This window comes from Paenibacillus sp. GCM10027629 (assembly GCF_042676425.1).
Taxonomy (GTDB): Bacteria; Bacillota; Bacilli; order Paenibacillales; family Paenibacillaceae; genus Paenibacillus_K; species Paenibacillus_K terrigena.
This window is the reverse complement of sequence record NZ_JBHTGZ010000003.1, coordinates 79550-103827: the sequence shown is the minus strand read 5'-3', so window position 1 is coordinate 103827 and position 24278 is coordinate 79550. Positions and strand designations below refer to the sequence as shown.

Below are 24278 nucleotides of genomic sequence, written 5' to 3'. Positions count from 1 at the left end.
TCTCACACTACCTGTTCCTGATTTTCTGGTTTTTGTTTAAAGATCACTTTAAAAATTGGGAAGAACACCCAGAAGGAAATCGCACTGTTGATAATCATCGTAATGACGTCTGCGATCGTTTCCCCAACAGATCCCATACCCCACGTATTCATGAACAACTCATAAATTGGCGCTTTGTAGAAGCCTTGGGCTGCTGCTGCACCAATTGTGATCACGATATAAGCGATGACGTACCAAAATGCTGCTTTCCATATATTACTGTTCGACTTGAATGTAACGCTTCTTTGCACGAAAAAGTTGATGATCTGTGCAATCGCCAGCGTGATTTGAACGGCGAGGAAATAGGCAAGACCGCCTCCGCCTCCGGATGACAGAGAGCCTGCAGCATAATCAAATATATAATAATCACTGCCATTAAAGTTATGTCCCATCTGCCAAATTTGAAAATTTGTATCTACTAACGTTGTCTGTGCGAACAAACTTTTAAAGAAAGGCATTAGTAAAATTTGCAAAACGGTAATTCCATTACTCAATACAAAAAACACCAAAAATTGTGCGGTATTCGGATGTTTTTCCTTGTAGTTAGCCCAAAAGCCCATCAGTCCTGCAGCTTCTTTTTTATTACTCATATTCCCGCTCCTTTGTCGCTTATTATGTTAAATGTTGCGTCTAGCGACCCTTAACATCTTGCTTCTTTCCTTGAAGAAATGCCGCAATCCCTTAAAGAAATGACCATTCACAATCATCAGAATCCCATCCAACATCGGCATATTGACAACGCCGCCTGTCATTCGGGCAACTCCCCGGAACGGCATATGATACACGGACATCATGATGAGATTTGCCGTACTTCTTTTGCCGATTTTCTTTAAGAACCAATACGCAAACTCGATCATATGATACGCAAACCTTGCGAATAAACCCTTGGCATATTGACATTGCGCGATCGTATCGTTATAACCAAGCGGTTTGGTTCTGTCCCATGTGGAGATCGGTATCTTGCGACCGAGCAAATGTTCAAATTCTTTTTCACTCACTTTGCTTGCTTGACCTGAATAATACGATGGAAGCTTCTCCTTTTCATAGGGCAATGGGGCTCCAGTCCCTTCCACAAAAAGAACTTCCTCTAATCTGATATCCGCACTTGATGCACCAATCATGATCTTATATTCCGCTTCTTCGACTTCCCACTGATTACTCTTTACATTGAAATAACGGAAAGTCTTATCGTCAAAAGGAATGGTGACCAGCTTGGTTTCACCCGGTTGAATAAATACTTTTGTAAATCCCTTTAATTCTTTTTTCGGTCTGAAAATATCCTCGGATTGACACCCAACGTAGAGCTGCACAACCTCCATACCAGCCTTGTCTCCTGAATTGGTTAATTGGAATGTCACACCTGTCTTATTGACTTGAATATCCGTATAATCGAAGGTCGTATAGCTCAGTCCGTAACCAAACGGGAACAACACCTCTACATTCGCTGTATCATAAAACCGATAGCCAATGTACACCCCTTCTCGGTATTCTACGCTGACTTCCTTGCCTGGAAATTGGTGGTATGATGGTGTGTCCTCATAATAAAGCGGATAGGTTTCTGCCAATTTCCCGGACGGATTGACTTCGCCTGATAGAACCCGGAGGATTGCTCTTGCTCCCGCCTGACCGCCCAAATAACCATGTACCAGTCCTTTTACTTTGTCAATCCAAGGCATTTCTACGGCGGAGCCGCAAGAAAGGATCGCCACGATATTCGAATTTACTTGATACAACGCATGTAATAAATCAATCTGATTCTCCGGAATCTTCATGTTGTGCCGATCCAGCCCTTCAGCTTCGGTCACTTCATCCAGACCCATATATAACAGAACGACATCAGCATTCTTCGCAAGAGCACATGCTTGATTTATTTTTTGCTGATTTTTCTTCCCATAACGCTCAAAGCCGGGTTCAAATCCGACGCTGACAATGCCTGATTCTTCAATACAATCCAGCGTATGATTCAGTTTTGTAGGGTTGACGATCGATGATCCTGCCCCTTGATATCGTGCATCCTTGGCAAAGTCACCAATAATAGCTGCTTTAACACCTTGTTTAAGCGGTAATATATTACCTTCATTTTTGAGCAGCACGATGGACTCTTCCGCTGCTTTCTGCGCTAATTGATGGTGCTGTTCTACATCGAAGTCTTTTTTATAAGCTTTCTTAAAGGCTTCCTCCGTTGTGAAGATCAGATCAAGCAGCCTGTCCACACATTCATCCAGCACTTCTTCTGTGATCTTTCCACTTTGAATGGCCTGAATAATTTCTTCATTGGTCTCGCCGGCTGTCGTTGGCATTTCCAACTCATTACCAGCTAACAGTCCTGCCACACGGTCATTGCTTCCGCCCCAATCCGTGACGACGACCCCTTCGTAATTCCATTCCTTCCGCAGGATCTCCACCATCAAGTGGAGGTTCTCATTGGTGTAGGCGCCATTTAACATATTATAGGAAGACATGACCGTTTTGGGCTTGCCTTCTTGGATTGCAATTTCAAATGCGGTAAGGTAAATTTCCCGCAGTGTTCTCTCATCCACGATCGTATCAATGGACATCCGTCGTTCTTCCTGATTATTCACGGCAAAGTGCTTCACACAGGCTGAAATGCCATGGGATTGAATGCCCTGAATATAACTAGCAGCCATTTTACCAGCATGATAGGGATCCTCGCTAAAATACTCAAAATTTCTACCACATAAAGGATTTCGCTTCATATTGATACCAGGTCCCAGCAGGACATGGACTTTTTGTGCAGCAGCCTCTTCGCCAAGGTAATCTCCAATTTTCTCCCCGAGTTCCGTGTTCCAACTGTTAGCTACCGTCGCAGCCGTTGGAAAACAAGTTGCCGGATTACTTGGATTCAGGCCTAGATGGTCTGCTGCCTCCGCTTGTTTGCGAATACCATGCGGTCCATCTGCAAGAAATATACTATCGATTCCGAGACGCTTTATATCCTGAGTTTGCCAGAAATCTTTTCCTGACATTAACGATGCTTTCTCTTCTAACGTCATTTGTTGAATTAAGTCTTGATATTTCATGGTTGAATTCCTCATTTTAGCCCTTTTGGCGGTAACCACGAGGGTTACCGCCAAAAGCACATCATTCTTTTAGTTTGATATAAATGGTGACGAAATTATAGATTTTGATTTGGATCACTAAGCACTTCTGTCTTGCGATTTCTTTGACGTGTCACTTTCTTGAATCCAAGTACGAGCAATGCCAGAAGAAGGATATCCGCTAGACCAAGGAGCAGCACCCAATATGGATAAGGTGTAACAATATCCTGTGCATTACTATTGGCAACGGTGTACAGGATATTGTGACTGGCGGTTCTCATCGCTTGTCTTCCTGTATTTGTATCTGTGCTTAATTTGGTCGGTTTGTCACCGAGCGTCGTAAGCATCAAATCATTACCTGCGCGAATCGCCTGATCTACATTCATAAATGGATACATATCGAAGTCACTAATGACCATTCCTTTGAATCCCCATTCATCACGAAGCACGGTTTTAAACAGTCCAGCATGCGCACCAGCCCACTTCGTTCCAATACGGCTATAGGAAGACATAACAGCAGAAGACTTTCCTTCCTTAATGGAAATCTCAAAAGGTTTTAAATATAGTTCACGAATGGCTTGCTCATTGGACCAAACAGCAACACCATCACGGTTTGTTTCCTGATCGTTTAATGCAAAGTGTTTAATAAAGGTATATACACCCTTAGTAGCGGCACCTTGAACAACAGCAGCACCCATCTTACCTGAGAGCAATGCATCTTCTGAATAATATTCAAAGTTTCTTCCTGAGAACGGTGTACGATGAATGTTCATGGCCGGAGCGTATAGTCCACTTACACTATATACTGTCGCTTCATTCGCTAAGGTTTCACCCATTTTTTGAGCAAGATCCATATTCCATGTGGATGCAAGCACAACCTCAGTCATATATTGCACGCCTTTCAAGCCAGTAAGAAGGGCGTTTATACCAGCCGGACCATCCAAATCCGTTACAATCGGCTTTCTAATGGAATCAACTGCCTGCGTCGCATATCCGCCATATCCGATTAATTGTGTCATATCTTTAATTGAAAGTTGCTCAAGCAAATCATTCCACTTTGGATCGTTATAGTCCAAACCAGCGACATCTTTCAGCGTTAGGCCATGTTTTGCGAATACAATGTCTTTATCATCAGGGTTATCGATCACCTGCTGATCTTTCAGGGCCTGTATCAATTCTTGTGACGCTTCCTTATCTTTCGTCCGTTCTTTAGGCAATGTTCCTTCCCAATCTGCTCTGGAGACATAAGTTAAATCACCAGCTGCCTCATCAAACGTATTCGTTGCAGTTACTTGATCGGAGGAACGTTTATGGTCTTGATTATAAACAACGGTATCTTTCACTTGATATGTTCTTGAATCGATCACATCATGAGCATTGTTCATCAATTTAATGTCATATGTGCCAGCATCAAGTACATAGGCTTTCTTATTCTTAGAGTCATAAGAAGCCATATCTTCTACCGTAATTTCAAGCTTAACCGTCTCGGAAGCACCCGGCTCAAGAAGTTTTGTTTTATCAAATGCTCCTAGCACCACATGGGATTTTTCGATTCCACCAACTTGGTAAGGGGCTGTATAATACAGCTGCACTACTTCCTTACCAGCTGTCGTTCCCGTATTGGTTACTTTTACGTCAACGGAAATCTTGTCATCTGTTGTGGTGTAGTTTGTAATTTCTTGCTTAAAGTTCGTATAGCTTAGACCGTAACCGAACGGGTACTGAACAGCTTTCTGATACGCTGCCTCATTCATTAACCCTGTTTCATTGTTCACGTAACGAGTTTCATAGTAACGATAACCAACATAAATGCCTTCATTATAATTTACGAAATTAAGAAATTTAGGGTATGAATCTCCATACTTATCTACAGTTGTATGCTCGGAATTGGAGTATTTAAAATCTCCTGCATTATAGAATGCCGGAGCCGATGTTACGTCATAAGCATAGGTATCTACTAATCGGCCTGATGGATTTACCTTACCTGCTAGTACACTGCCTACACTGGTATTACCTGTCGACCCAGGACCACCGATTTGAATGGCAGCGTCGATGTCCTCATTCTTCAGAAATCCTAATTCCATGGCATTACTGGAATTCACAACAACGACTACTTTTTTGAAATTTCTCGATGTAACCATCTTGATTAATTGCTCTTCCGCTGCTGACAATTGAAGATAATGACGATCCTTCGAGCCGCCATACTCTGCTGTTTCAAGTGGAAGGTCGCCGCCTTCTCCGCCAGCTCTTGATAGAACGATGAGTGCTACATCAGAGAATTTCTCTGCATCCGCTAACAATTTATCGCCAAAATCACTATTCTTCGGCTCATGTAATGTATAGTCACCGCCATTCATATCAAAGACGTTCATTTCCTTTTTTGCAGGAGCATGCGTTTGATAGAATTGTGTTAACTCATTATTTACCGTAAATCCTGCCTTTTCCAGACCTTGCTGAATCGTTACATTTGCACTTTCATCCCCGGAACCTGAACCACTGCCACCGTAGACCATTCGAATGGACGCTTGTCCAAACACGTTTACATTCTTTTCTCGGTCGTTAGATGTGTTGAGAGGAAGTGTATTCTGTTTGTTCTCAAGAAGAACAAGCCCCTCATCTTCGATTTGTTCCACAATGGATTTGGAAGCTTCTGTTGCCTTAGCAAGTTCTGCTTCATCAACCTTCGCTTTGGTCAAATATTGGTTAATGACAACCTGATATTGGTATACCCCAGCATTAAGACCCACAACAACGACGAGCCCCAAACTTAACAAGGTTATCCATAGTCTTCTTAACCCTTTTTTCTCCGCCTTATTTCTTTTTGCCAAAATGAAACCGTAAACAAGGACAGCGACTGCAAGAATACTAGAAGCAACAAGCAATACCGTTACCATGGTTGAAACTGTAAAAATGGACACGGTTACAATTGTGCCAATGATTAGTGCTAATAGGATCGCTACCCAAATTGTAGTCGTTTTTTTACTTTTAACTGGTTTACTCATGTCTTTCCCCCTCTGTATATGTAGTGATTCACATGTGTACAAGCATGGAATGTATGCTTTCATGCTCGCATTTTAAGAGTAATGCATAGAAAAAGAAATAACTATCAACCAATAGTTAGGGGGCGGTAACTTTTTGTTTACCCCATCCAAAATAACCCCACAAAGTGCGGTCTTTACTTCGAAGCTGATTCAGATACTTTGCGGGGGGCCCCGGAAAATATAAATTCTAATAGATCAAAAAAGTCGTTTAGATGGGCTATTCTGCACATCAAAACGACTTCATTTTTTCTTTGATATAACTTTGGAATAATGAAACTGCCTTCGATTGAATTCCTCTTTTTCTAAGGACAAGATAAAAATGTTGTGGAATTTTTTCCTTTAATCTTACAATTTTAAAATCTTCATCTTGAAATGCTTCTTCAATAAAATCGACCGATACGATGACAAACCCATACTTTTTACAAAACCTGTGCGCAGATGTCACACTGCTAAATTCATGAATGACATTCGGTGTATATCCGTATTCCAAACATTTGATTAAAAATCCATGCTCCTTCTCTTGCCCCACCGCTTTAATAACCAAAGATTCATTTTCTAAATCGATCACTGAAATTTCATTCTTCTCGGCTAGAGGATGGTTTTTGGATACAACGACCACCATTTCCCCTGATGCGATTAACTCATATTCATAATCACTATGATCAATTTCGTCAGACTGCATGACGATACCAACATCAACTTCATCTTGAAATAGCATATCTGTAGGATACTCGTCCGGAAATTCTCTTATTTTTAATTGAATGTCTGGATAATTCTCAGAAAACCGATACAAATCATCTACAGGTAGCAGCGCTGCCGTAGAATAAGTAACCACAACATGCAGCATTCCTTTTTTTCCGCCCATAATGCTTATTTCTTTTTTGATGTCTTCCATCAAGTAACAGATGTGTTTAGCTCGCGCATATAATAACTCTCCAGCTTTCGTAGCCTCCATTCCACGCGGCCCTCGATAGAACAAGTCTGTTTCTAATTCTATTTCCAGATGTTTGATGGTCTTACTTATTCCCTGTGGTGTGATATACATGTCCCTGGCCGCAGCCGTAACACTTTTTTTCTCATATACTTTGATGAATGATTCCAAAGCTTCTGTATTCATATAGCTTCCTTTCGTCTTTAACGGGACTGACTGATTGTATCAGTATAACAAAGATATACTTCATCCTTCCACCCTACATTAGGATTGACAATTAACGATCTTGTTGCTAAATCAATTTTAGTATGAAAAAATGAATATGATAACGAATGGGCAGATACTTGCCCAAATGAAAATAGCTAACAAGGAGATTCATCATGTATGATTACTTAATCGTGGGTGCAGGTCTATACGGATCTGTATTTGCTTATGAAGCCAAAAAAAGAGGAAAAAAGTGTCTGGTTATTGATAAAAGAGATCATATCGGCGGAAATGTATACACCGAAGAGATTGAGGGTATTAACGTTCACAAATACGGCGCCCATATTTTCCACACTAACAATAAAAAGATTTGGGAGTATGTAAATAGCTTTGTGGAATTTAATAGGTATACCAATTCCCCTATCGCGAATTATAAAGGAGAAATCTATAACCTTCCTTTCAATATGAATACGTTCAATAAATTATGGGGAGTCGTAAGTCCAGAAGAAGCACAACAAAAAATTGAAGAACAAAAAAAAGCCGCAGGGATTACAGAACCTAATAATCTGGAAGAACAAGCCATTTCACTCGTTGGAACCGATATTTATGAAAAACTAATCAAGGGTTACACCGAAAAACAATGGGGAAGATCCGCAAGAGACTTACCTTCCTTTATCATTAAAAGGCTGCCCGTTCGTTTTACGTATGATAATAATTACTTTAATGATCGATATCAAGGTATCCCGATTGGCGGTTATCAAGCCATCATTGAGAAAATGCTAGAGGGAGTAGATATTCAGTTAAATGTTGATTTCTTCCAGCGTAGAGATGAACTAACCCCTTTGGCTAAAAAAATCGTATATACGGGGATGGTTGATCAATATTTCGATTATCAATATGGTGTGCTGGAGTATAGAAGCTTAGAGTTCGAAACAACCGTGTTAGATACAACCAACTATCAAGGAAATGCCGTTGTCAATTATACGGATCGAGAGACACCCTATACGCGAATTATTGAGCATAAGCATTTTGAATTTGGCACTCAGGACAAAACGGTCGTCACTCGAGAATATCCAACAGAGTGGAAGACTGGGGACGAGCCTTATTATCCAATCAATGATGATAAGAATAACAACATGTATTATAAATATAAAGCGTTAGCCGACTATGAAACTAATGTGATCTTTGGTGGACGATTGGCAACCTATAAATATTATGATATGCACCAAATCATAGGCGCAGCCTTGGAAGCTGTAAATAAAGAGTTCAGTAAAGATTGATTCTGACAAATCACCCCCTGTGTTCACAAAAGCCATGCTAGTGTAAATCTAGCATGGCTATCTATGCATTATTCGGTGACAATGCTCAACGAAAAGTGCCTGGTGCATATCGAAATGTAGAATCCATCGCGTGACATAGCTGCTCATACAATGAACTCCAAGCCGCAACTTCTTTAATATTCGACAACATACCTAATAGGATGACTTTGCGAGGCTGCACCTGGAGCAATTCCTCTTCAAGCACAAGGATAGAGTCCAGTATATCCTGCTTATTCGACTTTTCGATCGAAGCTCCTTCCACTGCCTCTCGTATTTGCTTCACGAGGATGAGAGGATGTACGATCTTCGTCTTTACTTCATCCCCCTCCAATAAGGAGAACATACGCGCATTCAGCAATGGACTTGGACGATGCTTTATCATTCCCTCTGCCGTATAATCCATGATTCCGACAATATGCTTGCTAATCTTTTCTATCTGAATCGGAATGTTATCGAATAGCTTAAGACACATATAGGTGAATACCAAGCTGCTAAGCAAAGATGCGCCATCCATCAGATAAGGCTCGAATTCCTGCCCGTATATATCTCGCAGACTTTCTACAAGCATCTCGATACTAAGCTTACTCATCTTGAACATAAATTCACGAATATCCTTATTTACATGATCCGCATTATCCCGCATTTGCATTTTAATAAATTCAGGGTGTTCATTCCATATGCTAAGATAAACTTCGATTTTACGTATTAGCCGTTCTCGTGGATTAAGATCTCCTGCCCGCTCCATCATTTGCATACGATCTTCCAATAACTTAGATTGATACATAAAAATGTTCAGCAGCAACTCATCTTTGGAACTGTAGTACTGATAGACACTTCCTTTCGACATTTTGCAGAACGAGGCTACCTCCTGCATCGTCGTATGCGAGAAACCCTTCGTTGCGAATAATTTCATCGCTGAGAGCATGATTTGCTTCTTCTTCTCTGGCATATGCTCTTCCATAATGCTGCCCCCTACGCTATGATCTCCAAGGTTCTTACTATGACCGATTAGTTCTCTTCATCATGAGAAAACCTCTTAACTTTCTTTCATGATAACAAAAGCGGTTATTAGCTGCAACCACGTAGAGATCATATAAAATTGAACACGACACTTGCGTAGAGAGAAAAATTACGATGTCTGTGAGTGCTTAGCCTGCTGAGCCGATGTCGAATGGGACGACTTTTTCCCCCACATAGCGAATATTGCTGCACTAATGAACAAAATAACAGCACCGAAGGCGTATGGAATTTGAATATGGACGTCGAACAGAATGCCTGCGATGGATGGGCCGATAATGTTGCCCAAACTCATATATGCATTGTTCATGCCAGCCACGAATCCCTGCTCATTTCCGGCCATCTTCGATAGCAGCGTGTTAACTGCTGGCCTCACAATGGAAGTCGCTATGAAGAACAGCATACTCACGACGAAAATGAGGAAATAATTGGACACGAACAGCATCGTAATCATGCTGGCCCCGGATAAGATGAACATGGAGATCAGCAACTTCTTCTCACCGAATCGATGCAGCAAGCGTTCAATCAGCACAGCTTGGCATATCACGCCGATGAGCGCGCCAAGCGTAATCATGAGTGAAATGTCTTTCGGTGTAAAGCCATGCTTCACATCGACATACAGGCCAAAGATCGCTTCGAAGTTCTGTAATCCAAACGACAAGGCGAATACGAGCACCAGCAGCATGAAGTAAGGTGCTTTCGTTGAGGCGACAAGCTGACGGAGCAGATTTTCGCGCTTCTGCATACTGTTTCTTGCACGCGCTCTTTCTTCTGCCGACAATGATTCCGGCAGGAACAGCATCGACACGATTGCAGATATGCCCGCGAGTGCAGCCGCACAATAGAATGGCACTCGAATCCCGTAATCCGCCAAGAACCCTCCAATGCCAGGACCGATGACAACGCCAAGCGTCATGGAAGCCATCAGCAGCCCAAGTCCTTTGCCGCGTTTCTCTTCCGTCGTAATATCCGCTACATACGCCATCATGGGCGGGGTCATCAAAGCTGCCGACATGCCACCCAATAAGCGGGAAAGATAAAGCATCCATAATTCTGTAGCAACGCCGAACAACAGCTGTGAGATCGTAAAGAGTACCATCCCGGTTACAATAAGCAATTTCCTGCCATACTTATCCGACAGCTCGCCTGCGATAGGCGAGAACAGAAACTGAGTTAACCCGAATGCCGCTACGAGATAACCCATGGCTTGGCCTGTTACGCCAAACTCCGTCACATACTTCGGCATGATTGGGATGATCAATCCCATCCCAACCATGGCGATAAACATGTTAATCATTAGAATAATCAGCGAACCGGATCCTCTTTTTGGTACTGACAATCTCCCCATCTCCTTCTCTTAGAACTTTACAGTTCTTATAATGACCATAAGGTCATTTACCATGCTACTCCAACATTCTGCAGTTTGTCAAATGTTAGATCACGCTTCTGACTTCGAATTCCTTTTCACGCAAAACAGACCCGAACACAGGAGCGCCGGGCGGTGTATATGTTATCTTCTTTAAAAAAAACAAGAGGTCCGAGAACTTACTAGTAATAAAAAGAGCGGATCCAATTTGGATCCGCATTATTTATTATGCCACTTATAGCACAATCAACGAAGTAGTGAGCACCAACTCCATATTAACTCCGTAGATCCAACCATCGAATTTCTTCCGGTGTTAAAACAAGCTTCGTTGCTTCAAGACAGGATTTCAGTTCCTCATCGTTCCGTGGACCAATAATCGCCCCAGACGAAAACGGTTGATTCAGCACATAGGCCAGCGCAATTTGGATGGTCGTATACCCTTTCTCAACGCCAAGCTGCTCTGCACGCCGATATCGTTCCCAGTTCGCATCATTGTAGAATACACGCACCAAATCCGCATTCGAACGATCTTCCGGGGTATACCGCCCTGTGAAAAATCCTCTAGACTGCGCAGACCAAGACAAAATCGGAAGCTGCGAATGTTCATACCAAGACAAGGACTCCTCATCGATACTAATGCAATCCTGCCAATACGGCTCGATGGCTTTCGCCAGACTCAGGTTCGGGCTGCTGAAAGAAAAACCACGTAACCCGTGCTCTTTCGCGTAGTGATTCGCTTCCTCAAGACGCGTCGTCGTCCAATTGGATGCTCCGAATATCCCAATTCTTCCCGCTTCGACATGCTCATTCAGCGCTTCAAGAATCACTCCAACCGGTACGCTAGGATCATCACGGTGGAGCGCGTAAAGATCGGTTCGATCGGTCCGCAGCCGTTCCAAGCTAATCATCAGCTCTTCATAAATCGCCGCGTGGTTCACGCGGGAACCATCTTGATTCGGATGCGCGCCTTTGGTCCACACGTTGATCTGGTCTCGGTTCTTGCGTTCCTCCATCCACATGCCAATGGCCTGCTCGCTTTTTCCTCCGGAATAAATAAAAGCCGTATCAATCGTGTTGCCGCCAATCGCGACATAACCGTCCAGTACCCTGCATACCTCATCGAAGGTCTCCGGCGCAAAAAAATCCGAACCCATAATTAATGAAGACACATGATTCCTAAGACTTGGAAAGGATAAACTCTTCATCTCATTCATCTCCTCTAGATTTGAATGCGTTGCCGTCTGTAAGCGGATTCAATGCAAGCGTCAATGACTTTCATATTGGCGACAGCATCTTCAGGACCAAATCGCGCGGATTCTTCTCCCCATACGATTCGGGCGAAATGATCAGCTTGAAGTGAATACTGATTGAGCATTTCTTGCTGCTCTTCCCGCTTCCCTGCGCTCGTATGTACATAAAAGGTTGGATCACCAATATAGGCCGATGGCACTTCAATCCGACCGTCTGTACCAAGAATCTCCAGCGTATTCCGAAATGCAGCCCACATGCTGCAGTCGAAGGTTAAAGCTACGCTATTCGCAAATTCAATGACTCCCGAGGCCATCATGTCTACATGATCATGATCAGGTGATATTAGCGCATGAACCGTTGCCGCTTCCGGCTCGCTTCCCAGAATCAGACGGGCCGCACTAATCGGATAACAGCCTACATCATAGATAGAGCCGCCGCCCCAATCTCTACGATACCTCACATTGTTCTTATCGGCATGATTATTGAAAGTGAAGGTCCCGTGAATCCCTCGGACCTCGCCGATCTCACCGGATGCGATGATTTCTTTGATTCGATCATATCTAGGATGATTGCGGTACATAAATGCTTCTGCGAGATGCTTTCCGGTGCTGCGGCTTACCTCTAGCATTCTCGCAGCCTCTCCTGCATTTAATGCCATTGGTTTCTCGCAAAGTACATGCTTGCCTGCTTCCATCGCACGAATGGACCATTCCATGTGCAGATGATTCGGCAGGGGAATGTATACTGCATCCAAGCTCGAATCCGCTAGCAATTCTTCATAACTGCCGTAAGCCGTCGGAATTTCCAGCTTATCAGCCGTTTCTTGGGCTTTACGCAAATCTCGGCTTGCGATCGCTTGCACAACACTTGTTGTGGATTGCTTGATTCCCGGTATGACTGACCCTACGGCAATTCCCGCACACCCAATAACTCCGAAACGCAAAGGACGATTTGTCATCGGACACCTTCTTTCAATAGTTTACATTTTTGGCTGATGTGTACAAAAATAATATAAATCATTCTTACGAGACGATCAACCACAAGATTGTGACGATACTGCCACACAGTGCCGTAAAAAACTCGGAAGAGCACAAACAACTAAAAGAAGACAGACCACATCCAACTTGTAGTCTGTCTTATCTGTTACCGCTAGCTATATTTCCATAAGAATACTTTCCGTACCTTCTTTTTCTTTTAATTGAGCATAATACAGAGAATGATATCGACCACCAGCTAGAATTAATTCGTGATGTGTACCTTGTTCAACTAGATTCCCGTTTTCCATGACTACAATTAAATCTGCATTTTGAACCGTTGTCAGACGATGTGCAATGACTAAAGTTGTTCTTCCTACCATTAGTTTTGCAAGAGCATCCTGTACAATCTTCTCGGATTCATTGTCTAAAGCTGCCGTCGCCTCATCTAACAGCAATATGGGTGCATCTCGCAAAATAGCTCTTGCAATAGCAATCCTTTGCTTTTGTCCACCCGACAACCGACTACCGCGTTCCCCAATTTCCGTATCAAAGCCTTCATTTAATTTCATAATAAAATCATAAGCATTTGCTTTCTTTGCTGCAGCGATAACACTTGCTTCATCAGCCGCCATGTTACCATCCAATATATTATCTCTAATCGTCCCTGTGAAAAGTATTGTCTCTTGAGGAACAAGCGAGAAATAGTCTCGATATTCCCTTAGACCCATAGACTGTTGACTTCTACCATCAATTTCAATCAATCCATTCGTTGGAGAATACAGTCCGAGCAACAATTTAAATAATGTAGACTTCCCTCCACCACTTGCTCCTACTATGGCTATCGTCTGACCTGCCTTTACATCGAAGTGAACGTTTCTAAGAATCATATCTTCCTCTGAATTTGTATAAGTGAAGCTGACACTAGATACGGTTAACCGCCCAAAAGATTTTGCACATCCCTGATCTGGGAGTTCCTCATATTCCTTAGGAGCATCGATGATCTGAAAGATTCGCTCAGCACCTGCTAAGGCTTGTTGCATACTTGACCAAAGCCCAGGGAGTTGCGAGAACGGTTGCACAAGGTAGTTCATAAGTTGAATGAACGCGATCATAGCACCAACTTCTAGATTCCCTTTTGCAACAAAAAAACCAGCAACAAGGATTGCAATAATAAAGGTTAGTGTTGCAATACTTCCTGATATAGCATTTGCACTTCCCTGTACTTTACCCTGACTTCGCTCGATATCAGATATTTTTGTACTGTACTGTTGATATTGTTTCGAAATTTTCTTCTCTAGACCAAAAATTTTATATAAAACACTGGCCCCCAATACATCTTGCAAGAAAGAGGTTGCACTGCCCACGGCTTCTTGCAGAGTAATGCTTTTCTTACGCATCGCTTCACCGAATAGTTTCCCTACCAATATCATGAGTGGTCCTATTGAAATAGAAATTAAGGCGAGAGGCCAGTGAATGTTTAATAAATAAATAAATGCACTAAGTGCAAGTAACGGATTTTTAAGAAGACCCATGATAATATTACCACTAGCTTCTCCCACAGCTTGATTATCACTTGTGAAACGTGATAGTAACTCGCCCGAATGATTTTTATCATAATAAGATTGAGGTAACCTTAAAACATGATTAAGTGTATCCAACCTTATATCGTTCCTTACATTTAAAGATGCCTTTTGTTTGAAATATGTATCTAAATATGAATTAAGCGCTGTAAAAATTAACATTCCTGTAGCTATAAGAATCAAACTAGGCCAAGCCTCAACTTCGCCTTTTACAGCAGCATTTGTTATAAAAGACAAAAACCACGCGATAAAGAGATCTAGAAAGGTCCCGACCATCATCGTGATGATCAAACAAACATATAATAACTTATATCTTCTCATATACTTTAACAACCGAATAAAGGTACTTTGTTTGTTCATGTCACACCTCTTTCCTATTTTCCCATACCTTCAAGAAAACTCAACACCTTACATATACTAACAGTTTATATTAAAATATTCCATATGAAACCGTTAGTATTTATATGATTATGTTAGGTTTAATCCGAGGATACCAATAAGCGTTATTTCATTCCCCTCTTTTTCCGTTCCTATTGAATCATGCAAAGAAACATCCTTACGTCAAAAAACACACCGATTTAATCGATGTGTTTTTGACATTCTTACTTAAACACGAACTCGATGCTAAGAGACGCCTCCTTAATTTTTGCTATTCCCTTTGCCCATATAATCTAGTACAGCCATGATCACCTTGACAGCTTCCGCTCTCGTTGCTGCTGCCAGAGGGTCAAATCGTTCTGCGTCTTTGCCCTGGATGAAGTGGGCTGCCGTTGCAGCCGCAACATCCGTCTTGGCCCAGGATGGAATTTGGTTCGCATCCGCATAGTCCACTTGCTTGGCTTCAGCCGATTGTGAATCTAATCCCGTTGCACGGGCAGCCAGCACAGCGAGCTGCGTGCGCGTGATCAACAGCGCAGGACGGAAGGAGCCGTCCTGGAATCCTTGAATCAGCTTCGCATCAACCGCTGCTGTGACGTCGGATTTAGCCCATGACGAAATTTGATCATCATCTTTAAACGTAGTCCCACTCCCCGCTACCGAACCCGAAGAAAGCTGAAGAGCGCGCGCAAGCATTGATACGAACTGCTCTCTCGTCACTTGCTGATTCGGGCGGAATGTGCCGTCGGCAAAACCTTGGACGATACCAAGCGATGCCGCTCTAGCTACAACGGAAGCCGACCAGTGGCCTTGCATGTCTTTGAAGTCGATCGTCCCCTGATCGCTCCCATTCCCCTCGCTGCCTCTTTCGGCAACAACTTGCTTCATAAATTCAGTCACCGCGCGTTTCAGGGCGGCCACAGCTTCGTTCACTTGCTGCTGCGTAGCGTTATCTAGCTTCTGAATAGCGACAGCCGCATCAATTGCCGCTTGTAACACCGTCTTAGCTCCTGCTTTATACTCCCCTGGCTTGCTGCCTTCTACGGCTGCTGCATGCTTCGCTTTCGCGTCAGCAATCGTCTGATTCAGTGCTGTCTTGTCAATGTTTTTCGGCACGGAAGGTGTAGATGGATTATAGGGATTGCTTGGATTGCCTGGATTCGTCGGTTGATCGACATGGACGGATTTCTTGAACGTCTCGACAGCCTGTGTAAGAGCTGCTACGGCTGCATCGACAGCCTCTTGCATCGCCGCCCCATCCAGCATCACAGCCTCGGCAGCGGTAATCGCCGCCTTGAGTCGAGATTTCGATCCGACCGGGTAATATCCAGCGGAAGACCCCTCCTGCGATTGTGTATACAATTGATTCGCCTGCGATATCAAGGCTTCCAGCTTCGTCTTATCCGACTTCACCAGATCCTTGACGGCATGAGCAGCCAGCATGGCATAACCCGCACTAGATACATCCCAGTCGGCCGACAGATGGCCTGCCTTGAGCGCATCCGTCACCCGTGTCAAGCTAGCCATCGCGCGATCCGCATCGCCCATTAACGTCGCGACATACGCGGCAACACCATGCAGGCCGCTCAGTTCGCCCTCGGAAGCCCATTTCGGAAAGTTCTGGTTCAAAGCCGTATAAAGAGCTGCCGCTTCGCTGCTATCCGGAGCAACAACTCCTGCAGCAATCGCCGTAAGCTGAGCGCCGGCATCCTCCCACTTCGTCCAATCTGCTGGAGTGGGTTGATCTGCGGCATCGATTGACATCGTGTATGCCCTCGCCTCTTCATTCCATAGCTTTGACTTGATTCCTTCACGCAGCATTTCCATATACTTCTCGAAGTAAGCCGCTGGGCCTTCATCCTTAAAATGATTCCGGAACAGCCATACGCTATCCTGCATTCCTTTTAGGACTAGTAAATTGTCCTGTAACGATTTGATCTTCCCATCCTTCTTCGACCACATGAGACCATCGGCAGCTTGCAAAGCCATCAGCCCCAGACCGCCTGTCAGAATATCTAGTTGATACTGGGTAATGACGAACTTGCCCGTTCGCTCGAAATAGGCGCGCTGAAGCGATATAAAGGAAGCGATACTGGCAGCAGCACTCTTATAGTCCTCTGTCGAAACCCACTCACCGCTCTGCTCATCCAGCTTCATTTCATATTTGGTACCGTAGACGCCGAAGCGGTCTCCCCAATTCCAGCTGCCCACATAATTCGTGATATATTTCTCTGCCAGTTCAATCGTCTCCGGCCTTAGCAACAAACCAAGCGCAGCGATATTGGATGCAGCCGGATCTATCTCCTTCTGCTGTTCATTCAGCGTCAGAGCTCCATTATCCAACTGGCGCCCAACTAGCCAGCCTGACATCAAATCCAATATTTCATCCGGCTTCGAAGCGGCCTCGCGCGAAATGCGGATCGCAATCTCATCCGTCTTCAGCACGTCATTGCCTCGCGTGACGAACGCCCACAGCTTAATCTGCTGAATAGCCGGATCAAGGGGCAAGCCGCGCAACGTAAAGTGATTCGCGCTTTCTTGCACCAGCAGGACGGGTAGATCCATATGATACGCAATTTGCGCATCCGACAGATCGAGCTGCTTGCCGTCCTTATTGAAAGCTTCAATCACTATCGAAGTGCTCTCGTTACGGCGCAACAATTCGCGTTCTGCCTTGATCGTAACTTTAGCCATGCCTTCCCCTGCAGCCCCAAGACGGACGGCGACGGTCAAATCACGCGTAAAATAAACGTTGTTAAAGCGATCCTTAGCTTTTACTTTGACCTGATAATCGCCATTGACCAGCCCTTGCAGCGCTATCCCCCACGTTCCCGCTTCAAGTACGGCATGAAATACTTTCTGTTCTCCTGTCAGCTGATGGATGAATGTGACTTCGATATCCTGCAGGCCGACAGCTGTGCCTGTCACTTGATAAGGAAGCGCTTCGATAACTGTCCCCTCTTCCATCGAGGCCATTTCGAATTGAACCGGCGTATCCGTCATCTTCTGCATTTGGGCAGCCGTGAGCATACTGAGGCCGCTCTCCATCACGTACCATGGCCACGGATGATCCTTATCCACATAAGTCGCTTCAATCGATTGTAGAAATTGATCGACGCGCACCTTGTCTCCCATCAACGCTGCCGCGCTGGCTAAGATCGCCCATGGGAAAGCATCGCTCTTCGCAAGTGTCGGCCAACCCGGATGATGTTCGTTGAAGCTATTGTACAACTGGATTGCCCGCTCGCTGTCGGGCGCGATGACGCCTGCCCAGATCGGGGAGATTTGAGCCGTCGCATCGGCATAGAAGGTCCGCCAATCCGGATTCAGTAGTGTCCCCGTATCTGTTTTTCCCGGCGAATACATGTTTTTTTGTTCGATCCACAGCTCGGATTGAATCGCCGTATGAACCTGCTCTTGGATTGCTTGAAATCTGGCTGCTTCGGCCGTGTCTCCAAAAATATGCTCAGCGATCCATGCCATATCGATAAGTCCTCGATACACCTCGGTATTGTCCATCAAATACTTCACTCGATAGGTCGGCTTCGCCCACGTCAGGCCATCCGCCTCCTGTGTGGATAGCATCGCCGAAGCGATCTGCAGGATTTGTTCCTTGTGCTCTGCGACATACGCCTTATCCCCTGATACCTCTGCATATTTGCGCAGCACGTTCAAAAAGGTAGACGCATAAGAATCCGTCGAGTCGAAATCGAGCGTAGGCGTTTCTGTCTGACGATCCACCTCTACGATATAATCGTAGACCGACCCATCCGGCGCATCCTGTCCTTTCCCTTCGTTCAAATGGGCAAAGTACCAATCCATGTATTTTTTTACGACGTTCGCATATTCCGGCTTTTCCAGCAAGCCGAGCAGAGCAATGTGCGAGAAATAGGGAATGACTTTGTACTTTCCGTTATAGCTATCAATCGCCTTGCTATACGTTGGAATCGCGCCATTGTCGAATTGCAGGCTGGCAATCCATTCTGCTTCGGCATCGATAATCTTTTGATACCTGGCACTTGTATCCTTCGCATCGTTCGCTGCATCGTACCCTTCCGCCACGTCGCCAGCGTTTGCATGGGCATAACCGGGAGCGGCTGACGTTATCATCATCATGGCAATAATAATAAAGGCAATTCCTTTTCTTAAATGAACCATTTAAGTTCCTCCTTAGCCTTTTATCGCACCTGATGTTATCCCTTGGATGAATTGTTTCTGCATCGCAATATACACGAGCACGACCGGCAGCACCATAATCGTAGAAGCCGCCATCAACAGCTCATACTGCGTCGTGTATTGTCCGACGAACACGGACAAGCCCATCTGAATCGGCATCAGCCTATTTTCCGAGAACAGCACTAAGGCCAGCATAAACTCGTTCCACACCGATAATGTATTGAGGATCACGATCGTAGCTAGTGCCGGCCGGGCAATGGGCAGCATGAGTCTATAATAGATTTGGAAGCTGGTGGCGCCATCGATGATCGCTGCTTCCTCCAATTCGCGCGACATCTCGTCAAAAAAAGTTTTTAAGATGAAAATCGACACCGGCAGCGCTGCGGCAATCAGCGGTAATATATAGCCGATTCTCGTATTCGCGAGTCCCAAATTGCTGACCACAAGATAGATAGAAATAAAGGCACCAGGAATCGGGATCATTAACGTAGCCATAAAACCTAAGAAAATGACCTTCTTCCCTGCCATATCCAATCTCGCGATCGCGTATGAGGCCAGCGATGCGAATAGAACCACGCAAACCACGACAATCACGGAATATAAGACGCTGTTGAACGTATAGACATTAAAATTGCCCTGAAACCATGCATCCTTGTAATTTTCGAGATTAAACGCATTATTCGGAATCAGACTCCGGTTCGTAAAAATTTCATTCCGCTGCTTCAGTGAGGTCGAGACCATCCACACAAGCGGAAAAATGGAGATCACAGTCCACACGATCAGGGATAAATGAGTGATGCCTTTGAAAAAGAGCGTGCCTTTACTCTGCATACGTTATCCCCTCTCTAGTCTTTCTTCTGGGACAGCTTTAATTGGATGAGCGATAAAATAAACAGCATAATCCCAAATATCAGGGATAAGGCATTCGCCATGCCGAAATCGGAATTGGTAAAGGCTTCACGATAAATGCGCAGCGCAGGTACCTCTGTCGCGTAGCCGGGTCCCCCCATCGTCATCGCATAGACGTGATTGAATATGCCGAGCGCCCCGAGGATCGTCAAAATATTGACCAACGTGTATACCTTGCGCAGCGATGGAATCGTAATGTATCGCAATTGCTGCGACCGGCTCGCCCCGTCAATGCTGGCTGCTTCATACAAGTCTTTGGGTATGCCTTGGAGTCCCGCCAGGAATAAAATGAATGAGCCGCCGACCCCTTGCCACATCGAGCTGACCGCTACCGCATAGAGCGCCGTGTAGATCGAACCTAGCCATACATGCGTGAATTGGTCAAGGCCAATGTCCCTCAGCACACCGTTCAGAAGTCCCTTCGGCTCATAAATCCATTTCCAAATGTAACCGACAACGATGCCGGACAGGATCGGCGGAATATAGAATACGACACGGTAAAACTTGCCGCCTCGAATATTCGAGTTCGCCGCGACAGACAGCAGCAGCGCAATCGTATTCATGAATACAAGCGACAACAGTGCAAAAATGACCCCATTGCCTACCGCTTCCCACCAACGCGTATCGGTTATTGCCGCGGCATAGTTTTTGAAGCCGACGAATTGATAGTTCGGATTCACGCCATTGAAATTCGTAAAGCTGTATTGAACCGTGCGAATGATCGGAAGCAATGAGAACAAAATAAACAGCAGCAGTGCCGGCATAACATAAGCCAGATTCAGGTAGCGCTTAACGATTTTGCTTCGATTGCCGATCGGTTTCCCTTTCGTGCTTGGCAAGCTGCTTGCATCCATCGAATCACCTCTGTGTATATGCAGGACGAACAACCCGACCGGTTGCCTCCTGCATGGCTACTCTTTCTTTTCCTTCAGCGCCTTCTGTAGTTCCGTGTCCATTTCCTTCAGTACTTGATCCGGTGACGACTGTCCAATGGCGATCAACTGAATTCCTTTTTGCAGAACCGTCTCCACGCTTGGAGCCGGGTAAGTGCCACCGTTCTCGATGATATGGTTCATGCCGAGCGAGAAGTTGCGCAAGGCCGGCGTCATGCCGCCTTCCGATGTCGCCGCTTCCATGTTGGCAGGCAGATTGAAGCTTTTGGATGCGTATTTTTGCTGCTGCTCTTTTTCAACGAGGAATCTGACGAATTGCATAGCCGCTTCTTTATGCTCAGTATGTTGATTGAGGACTAGCGGAACGCCGATACCGCCTGGTATTTTCACATCATGCGTCGCGTCCGCTGGCTTAGGCGGCTGGAATACATCATATTGCGTAAAACTCGGATTCATCTGATTGAACACGCCGATGGCCCATGAACCGTCATAGATCATCGCAACTTCTTCATTGACGAACATTTGCTCCGCCGTTGGCAAATCCATCGTCGCAATGCCTTCCGCGAACGCGCCATGTTTGTACAGGTCCTCGAATCGCTTCAGTACATTCAGATAACCTGAATCCATGAGCGGCTCTTGGCCCTTCTTCACGTTCACTAACTTCTCTTCGCCCAGATATGCGATCTCATAGGGCGCTGCCAGCGAACCGGCCACCCATGAGCCAATGCCTGTTGCGAACGGAACGATGCCTGCCGCTTTGAGCTTATCGACATCAGCCAGCAGCTCCTCCCATGTCGTTGGCGCGGAAGCAATACCTGCTTTTTCGAATAGCTTGGTGTTGTACACGAACTGGATATTATTCGTATCCATCGGGAGTGCATAAGTGCCTAATTTTTTCACGCCAAAAATATTGCCTTCATCGTAAGTAAACGTTTTCAAAATGGTGCTAGGAAACTTGCCGAATATATCTTTCATATCGCTAAGTTCCATGACGTTGCCCGACTCGACGAGCTGCCCCAGATCTCCGGCACCGCCTGCAAAGGTCATCACATCCGGCAAAGCGTTATTTTGAGCCGATGCCATGATCTTTTGCTTAAAGCCATCGCCGCCGAATAGTTGGATATCGACTTGGATCCCCGTTTTCTGTTCAAAGTCCGCTGCCATTTCTTTCAATAAGTCATGACGGTCATTCAAATAATGCCAAAACACAAGCTTAACGTCCTTCGTATCGTTAGTCGTACTCGCATTCTCTTGCGACGTGTTCTCTTTCGTTGGTTTCTCATTGGAAGTCATATCTTTGGAGTTCCCGCCACAGCCCGTCAAACCAATCAATAGGATGATGGATATGATGAATATCCGCCATGTCACACGGTTATGCTGCTTCATTGTATTGGCCTCCTCAATTATGATACGATGAGTCTAATAAGTGATTTGTCGATGTCCATATTGTTGGACGATGGCTCGATTATGCTCGTCGCCTCCATCCACATTGGCGCTAATGAATACCGGCGGAGTGCGATCCGCTTGGACAAAGCGCGCAATGATTTCTGCGGTTAGCGATTGTGCGATCATCGCGCCCGCAACGCTGGAGGCCGAGCCTGTTTTTTCTGTTAGACCTGGAATTTCTAATAATACATCGCCATAGGGACAGCAATTATCAATGACAACGTCTGCGATCTCATAGAGCTTCTTGCCGCTCGGATGACGACTGTCTGCATGCTGCGAATGATCCAGCGAGGTCACAGCAATCACCGGAATGCCCCTGCGTTGACACTCCAGCGCAAGCTCATTCGATGCGCCGTTCCTGCCGGAATTCGATACAATGACGAAGGCATCCTCGGGCTGAACCGCATGCATTTCCATCAATCGGTGAGCCGTATGCGGATCCCTCTCTAACTCTACTAGATTAATGCCCGTCGTCCCTTCTAATGCAGCGATATCCTCCAGACCGACCAGCTTCATTGGCGCCAGTCCTCCAGCTCTGCCGCACATCTCCATACCGAATGCGCGCGAATGCCCCGCACCGAAGATATGCACGATCCCCCCTTTCAACAAACTTTGAAACATCTCTTCAGCAGCCTTACTCACATTGCCCATTTGTGTACGTTCTAATTGCTCGATGATCGACGTCATGGCTCTGAATACTTCATTCGCTCCAATGCTCATATCTCGTCTCCTTGCAATGCCAGATTTACGATCGACATATCCATGCGGACCTGAAGCAATTGCGCCGATAGGATTAACGCCCCAACTACAGGCGGATATTGCGGCTTGGAAATACGTACAGCTGCATCATATCGATGAACTGTGTCCTTCAGGCTGGCGACGACCCGTTCGGAATGAACGACACCGCCTGTCATATAGACATGATCCAACTTCAGCGTGCTGTCATACGCCCTTGCCTGTTGCAGTACGGATACGGCCAGTCCGGCAAGTTCTTCTCCTGCCTGCTGAAGAATGGTCTGTGCAACTTCATCCCCATCGGCCGCTGCCCGCTCCACCAGCAGCGACAACTGCGCCATATCGCTTCTTTGAATTTTGTCTGCGTGAATTCGTTTTTTGATTCCCCAGAACGATTCTTCTCCGAAATGATCAAGAATTTGCTTGCCGAGTACCGTCTTCGGACCGCGCGACTCACTGTCTCGAATTCCAGCTTTAATCGATTGAAGTCCAATCCAATAAGCGCTCCCTTCATCCCCCAAAATATGACCGTAACCGCCGGCAACGAACTCCCGCCTTCCTTCGAAGTAATATCCTATGCTACCACCTCCCGCAATAATTAACACCCCGTCATTCTTCCCGTTCGAAGCGCCTGACAGATTGGCCTTTACATCGCCTTCGATCATGCAGGCATCCACTTGAACGCATTCAGCAATCCAGCTTTTTATTAATTCCTCATGCTCTTTATGCACGCCGCTGATGCTGGCAAATGCCATATCGACTTTGCGAATCAGCTTCGCTTGCACGAGCAGCGCTTGCAGCGACTGCTGGATTGCCTGTTTGGTTTTGACCTGCCCATTGAAAGTAAGCATATGATCGATCGGCGGTCCGCTGGCGAACAAGCAAGTTCCGTTCTCATGATCGTACAAGCAGGATTTCGTGGACGTCTGCCCTCCGTCGATTCCAAGTAGAAGCATG

General features: G+C 45.3%; 16 protein-coding genes. 1 reads left to right on the top strand and 15 read right to left on the bottom strand.

The features are described 5' to 3' along the window. Positions 1-2: 2 nt before the first annotated feature. The 4 genes from ACFQZR_RS01425 to ACFQZR_RS01410 form a co-directional block, all read right to left on the bottom strand. Entirely contained in the window at positions 3-629 is a 627-nt protein-coding gene (locus tag ACFQZR_RS01425; RefSeq protein ID WP_379342168.1) for a hypothetical protein, read from the bottom strand. A gap of 27 nt (positions 630-656) precedes the next feature. Next, positions 657-3080, bottom strand: a complete 2424-nt coding sequence (locus ACFQZR_RS01420) for a beta-glucosidase family protein (protein WP_379342166.1) — start codon at positions 3078-3080, stop codon at positions 657-659. A gap of 95 nt (positions 3081-3175) precedes the next feature. After that, positions 3176-6100: a beta-glucosidase gene (locus tag ACFQZR_RS01415; RefSeq protein ID WP_379342164.1), complete on the bottom strand. Its 2925-nt coding sequence runs from the start codon at positions 6098-6100 to the stop codon at positions 3176-3178. A gap of 268 nt (positions 6101-6368) precedes the next feature. Further along, positions 6369-7256 carry a LysR family transcriptional regulator gene (locus tag ACFQZR_RS01410; RefSeq protein WP_379342162.1) on the bottom strand — a complete coding sequence of 296 codons (888 nt, stop codon included), beginning with the start codon at positions 7254-7256 and terminating at the stop codon, positions 6369-6371. 194 nt (positions 7257-7450) lie between these two features. On the opposite strand from ACFQZR_RS01410, the gene glf reads away from it, so the two are divergent. Beyond that, on the top strand, positions 7451-8554 hold the full coding sequence (glf, locus tag ACFQZR_RS01405; protein WP_379342160.1) for a UDP-galactopyranose mutase: 1104 nt from the start codon (positions 7451-7453) through the stop codon (positions 8552-8554). Between the two features lie 85 nt (positions 8555-8639). On the opposite strand, the gene ACFQZR_RS01400 is transcribed toward glf, so the two are convergent. From ACFQZR_RS01400 to ACFQZR_RS01350, 11 genes are all read right to left on the bottom strand, one after another. After that, positions 8640-9554 (bottom strand): TetR/AcrR family transcriptional regulator, encoded by a 915-nt coding sequence (locus tag ACFQZR_RS01400; RefSeq protein WP_379342158.1) that lies wholly within the window; start codon positions 9552-9554, stop codon positions 8640-8642. A gap of 168 nt (positions 9555-9722) precedes the next feature. Next, a complete protein-coding gene (locus tag ACFQZR_RS01395; protein ID WP_379342156.1) occupies positions 9723-10949 on the bottom strand; it encodes an MFS transporter in 1227 nt (408 codons plus the stop codon). Positions 10950-11251: 302 nt separating this feature from the next. Then, complete coding sequence (locus ACFQZR_RS01390; protein WP_379342154.1) at positions 11252-12181, bottom strand: aldo/keto reductase; 930 nt, start codon at positions 12179-12181, stop codon at positions 11252-11254. A gap of 14 nt (positions 12182-12195) precedes the next feature. After that, positions 12196-13185, bottom strand: a complete 990-nt coding sequence (locus ACFQZR_RS01385; RefSeq protein WP_379342152.1) for a Gfo/Idh/MocA family protein — start codon at positions 13183-13185, stop codon at positions 12196-12198. Between the two features lie 195 nt (positions 13186-13380). Further along, positions 13381-15144, bottom strand: a complete 1764-nt coding sequence (locus ACFQZR_RS01380) for an ABC transporter ATP-binding protein (RefSeq protein ID WP_379342150.1) — start codon at positions 15142-15144, stop codon at positions 13381-13383. A gap of 279 nt (positions 15145-15423) precedes the next feature. Then, positions 15424-19320, bottom strand: a complete 3897-nt coding sequence (locus ACFQZR_RS01375) for an S-layer homology domain-containing protein (RefSeq protein ID WP_379342148.1) — start codon at positions 19318-19320, stop codon at positions 15424-15426. Between the two features lie 12 nt (positions 19321-19332). Then, positions 19333-20169: a carbohydrate ABC transporter permease gene (locus ACFQZR_RS01370; RefSeq protein ID WP_379342146.1), complete on the bottom strand. Its 837-nt coding sequence runs from the start codon at positions 20167-20169 to the stop codon at positions 19333-19335. Positions 20170-20183: 14 nt separating this feature from the next. After that, positions 20184-21101, bottom strand: coding sequence for a carbohydrate ABC transporter permease (locus ACFQZR_RS01365; RefSeq protein WP_379342144.1), 918 nt, complete (start codon positions 21099-21101; stop codon positions 20184-20186). A 57-nt stretch (positions 21102-21158) separates the two neighbouring features. Beyond that, positions 21159-22526: an ABC transporter substrate-binding protein gene (locus tag ACFQZR_RS01360; protein ID WP_379342142.1), complete on the bottom strand. Its 1368-nt coding sequence runs from the start codon at positions 22524-22526 to the stop codon at positions 21159-21161. Positions 22527-22559: 33 nt separating this feature from the next. Continuing rightward, positions 22560-23306 carry a sugar isomerase domain-containing protein gene (locus tag ACFQZR_RS01355; protein WP_379342140.1) on the bottom strand — a complete coding sequence of 249 codons (747 nt, stop codon included), beginning with the start codon at positions 23304-23306 and terminating at the stop codon, positions 22560-22562. Beyond that, complete coding sequence (locus ACFQZR_RS01350) at positions 23303-24277, bottom strand: N-acetylglucosamine kinase (protein ID WP_379342138.1); 975 nt, start codon at positions 24275-24277, stop codon at positions 23303-23305. The genes ACFQZR_RS01355 and ACFQZR_RS01350 overlap by 4 nt, the downstream gene beginning before the upstream one ends. Position 24278: the final 1 nt, after the last annotated feature.

Coding starts and splice junctions, on each gene's coding strand:
- ACFQZR_RS01400 (WP_379342158.1), bottom strand. CDS start 9,554: ATGGAAGAGCATATGCCAGAGAAGAAGAAGCAAATCATGCTCTCAGCG.
- ACFQZR_RS01420 (WP_379342166.1), bottom strand. CDS start 3,080: ATGAAATATCAAGACTTAATTCAACAAATGACGTTAGAAGAGAAAGCA.
- ACFQZR_RS01385 (WP_379342152.1), bottom strand. CDS start 13,185: ATGACAAATCGTCCTTTGCGTTTCGGAGTTATTGGGTGTGCGGGAATT.
- ACFQZR_RS01375 (WP_379342148.1), bottom strand. CDS start 19,320: ATGGTTCATTTAAGAAAAGGAATTGCCTTTATTATTATTGCCATGATG.
- ACFQZR_RS01410 (WP_379342162.1), bottom strand. CDS start 7,256: ATGAATACAGAAGCTTTGGAATCATTCATCAAAGTATATGAGAAAAAA.
- ACFQZR_RS01360 (WP_379342142.1), bottom strand. CDS start 22,526: ATGAAGCAGCATAACCGTGTGACATGGCGGATATTCATCATATCCATC.
- ACFQZR_RS01415 (WP_379342164.1), bottom strand. CDS start 6,100: ATGAGTAAACCAGTTAAAAGTAAAAAAACGACTACAATTTGGGTAGCG.
- ACFQZR_RS01355 (WP_379342140.1), bottom strand. CDS start 23,306: ATGAGCATTGGAGCGAATGAAGTATTCAGAGCCATGACGTCGATCATC.
- ACFQZR_RS01370 (WP_379342146.1), bottom strand. CDS start 20,169: ATGCAGAGTAAAGGCACGCTCTTTTTCAAAGGCATCACTCATTTATCC.
- glf (WP_379342160.1), top strand. CDS start 7,451: ATGTATGATTACTTAATCGTGGGTGCAGGTCTATACGGATCTGTATTT.
- ACFQZR_RS01350 (WP_379342138.1), bottom strand. CDS start 24,277: ATGCTTCTACTTGGAATCGACGGAGGGCAGACGTCCACGAAATCCTGC.
- ACFQZR_RS01380 (WP_379342150.1), bottom strand. CDS start 15,144: ATGAACAAACAAAGTACCTTTATTCGGTTGTTAAAGTATATGAGAAGA.
- ACFQZR_RS01365 (WP_379342144.1), bottom strand. CDS start 21,101: ATGGATGCAAGCAGCTTGCCAAGCACGAAAGGGAAACCGATCGGCAAT.
- ACFQZR_RS01425 (WP_379342168.1), bottom strand. CDS start 629: ATGAGTAATAAAAAAGAAGCTGCAGGACTGATGGGCTTTTGGGCTAAC.
- ACFQZR_RS01390 (WP_379342154.1), bottom strand. CDS start 12,181: ATGAAGAGTTTATCCTTTCCAAGTCTTAGGAATCATGTGTCTTCATTA.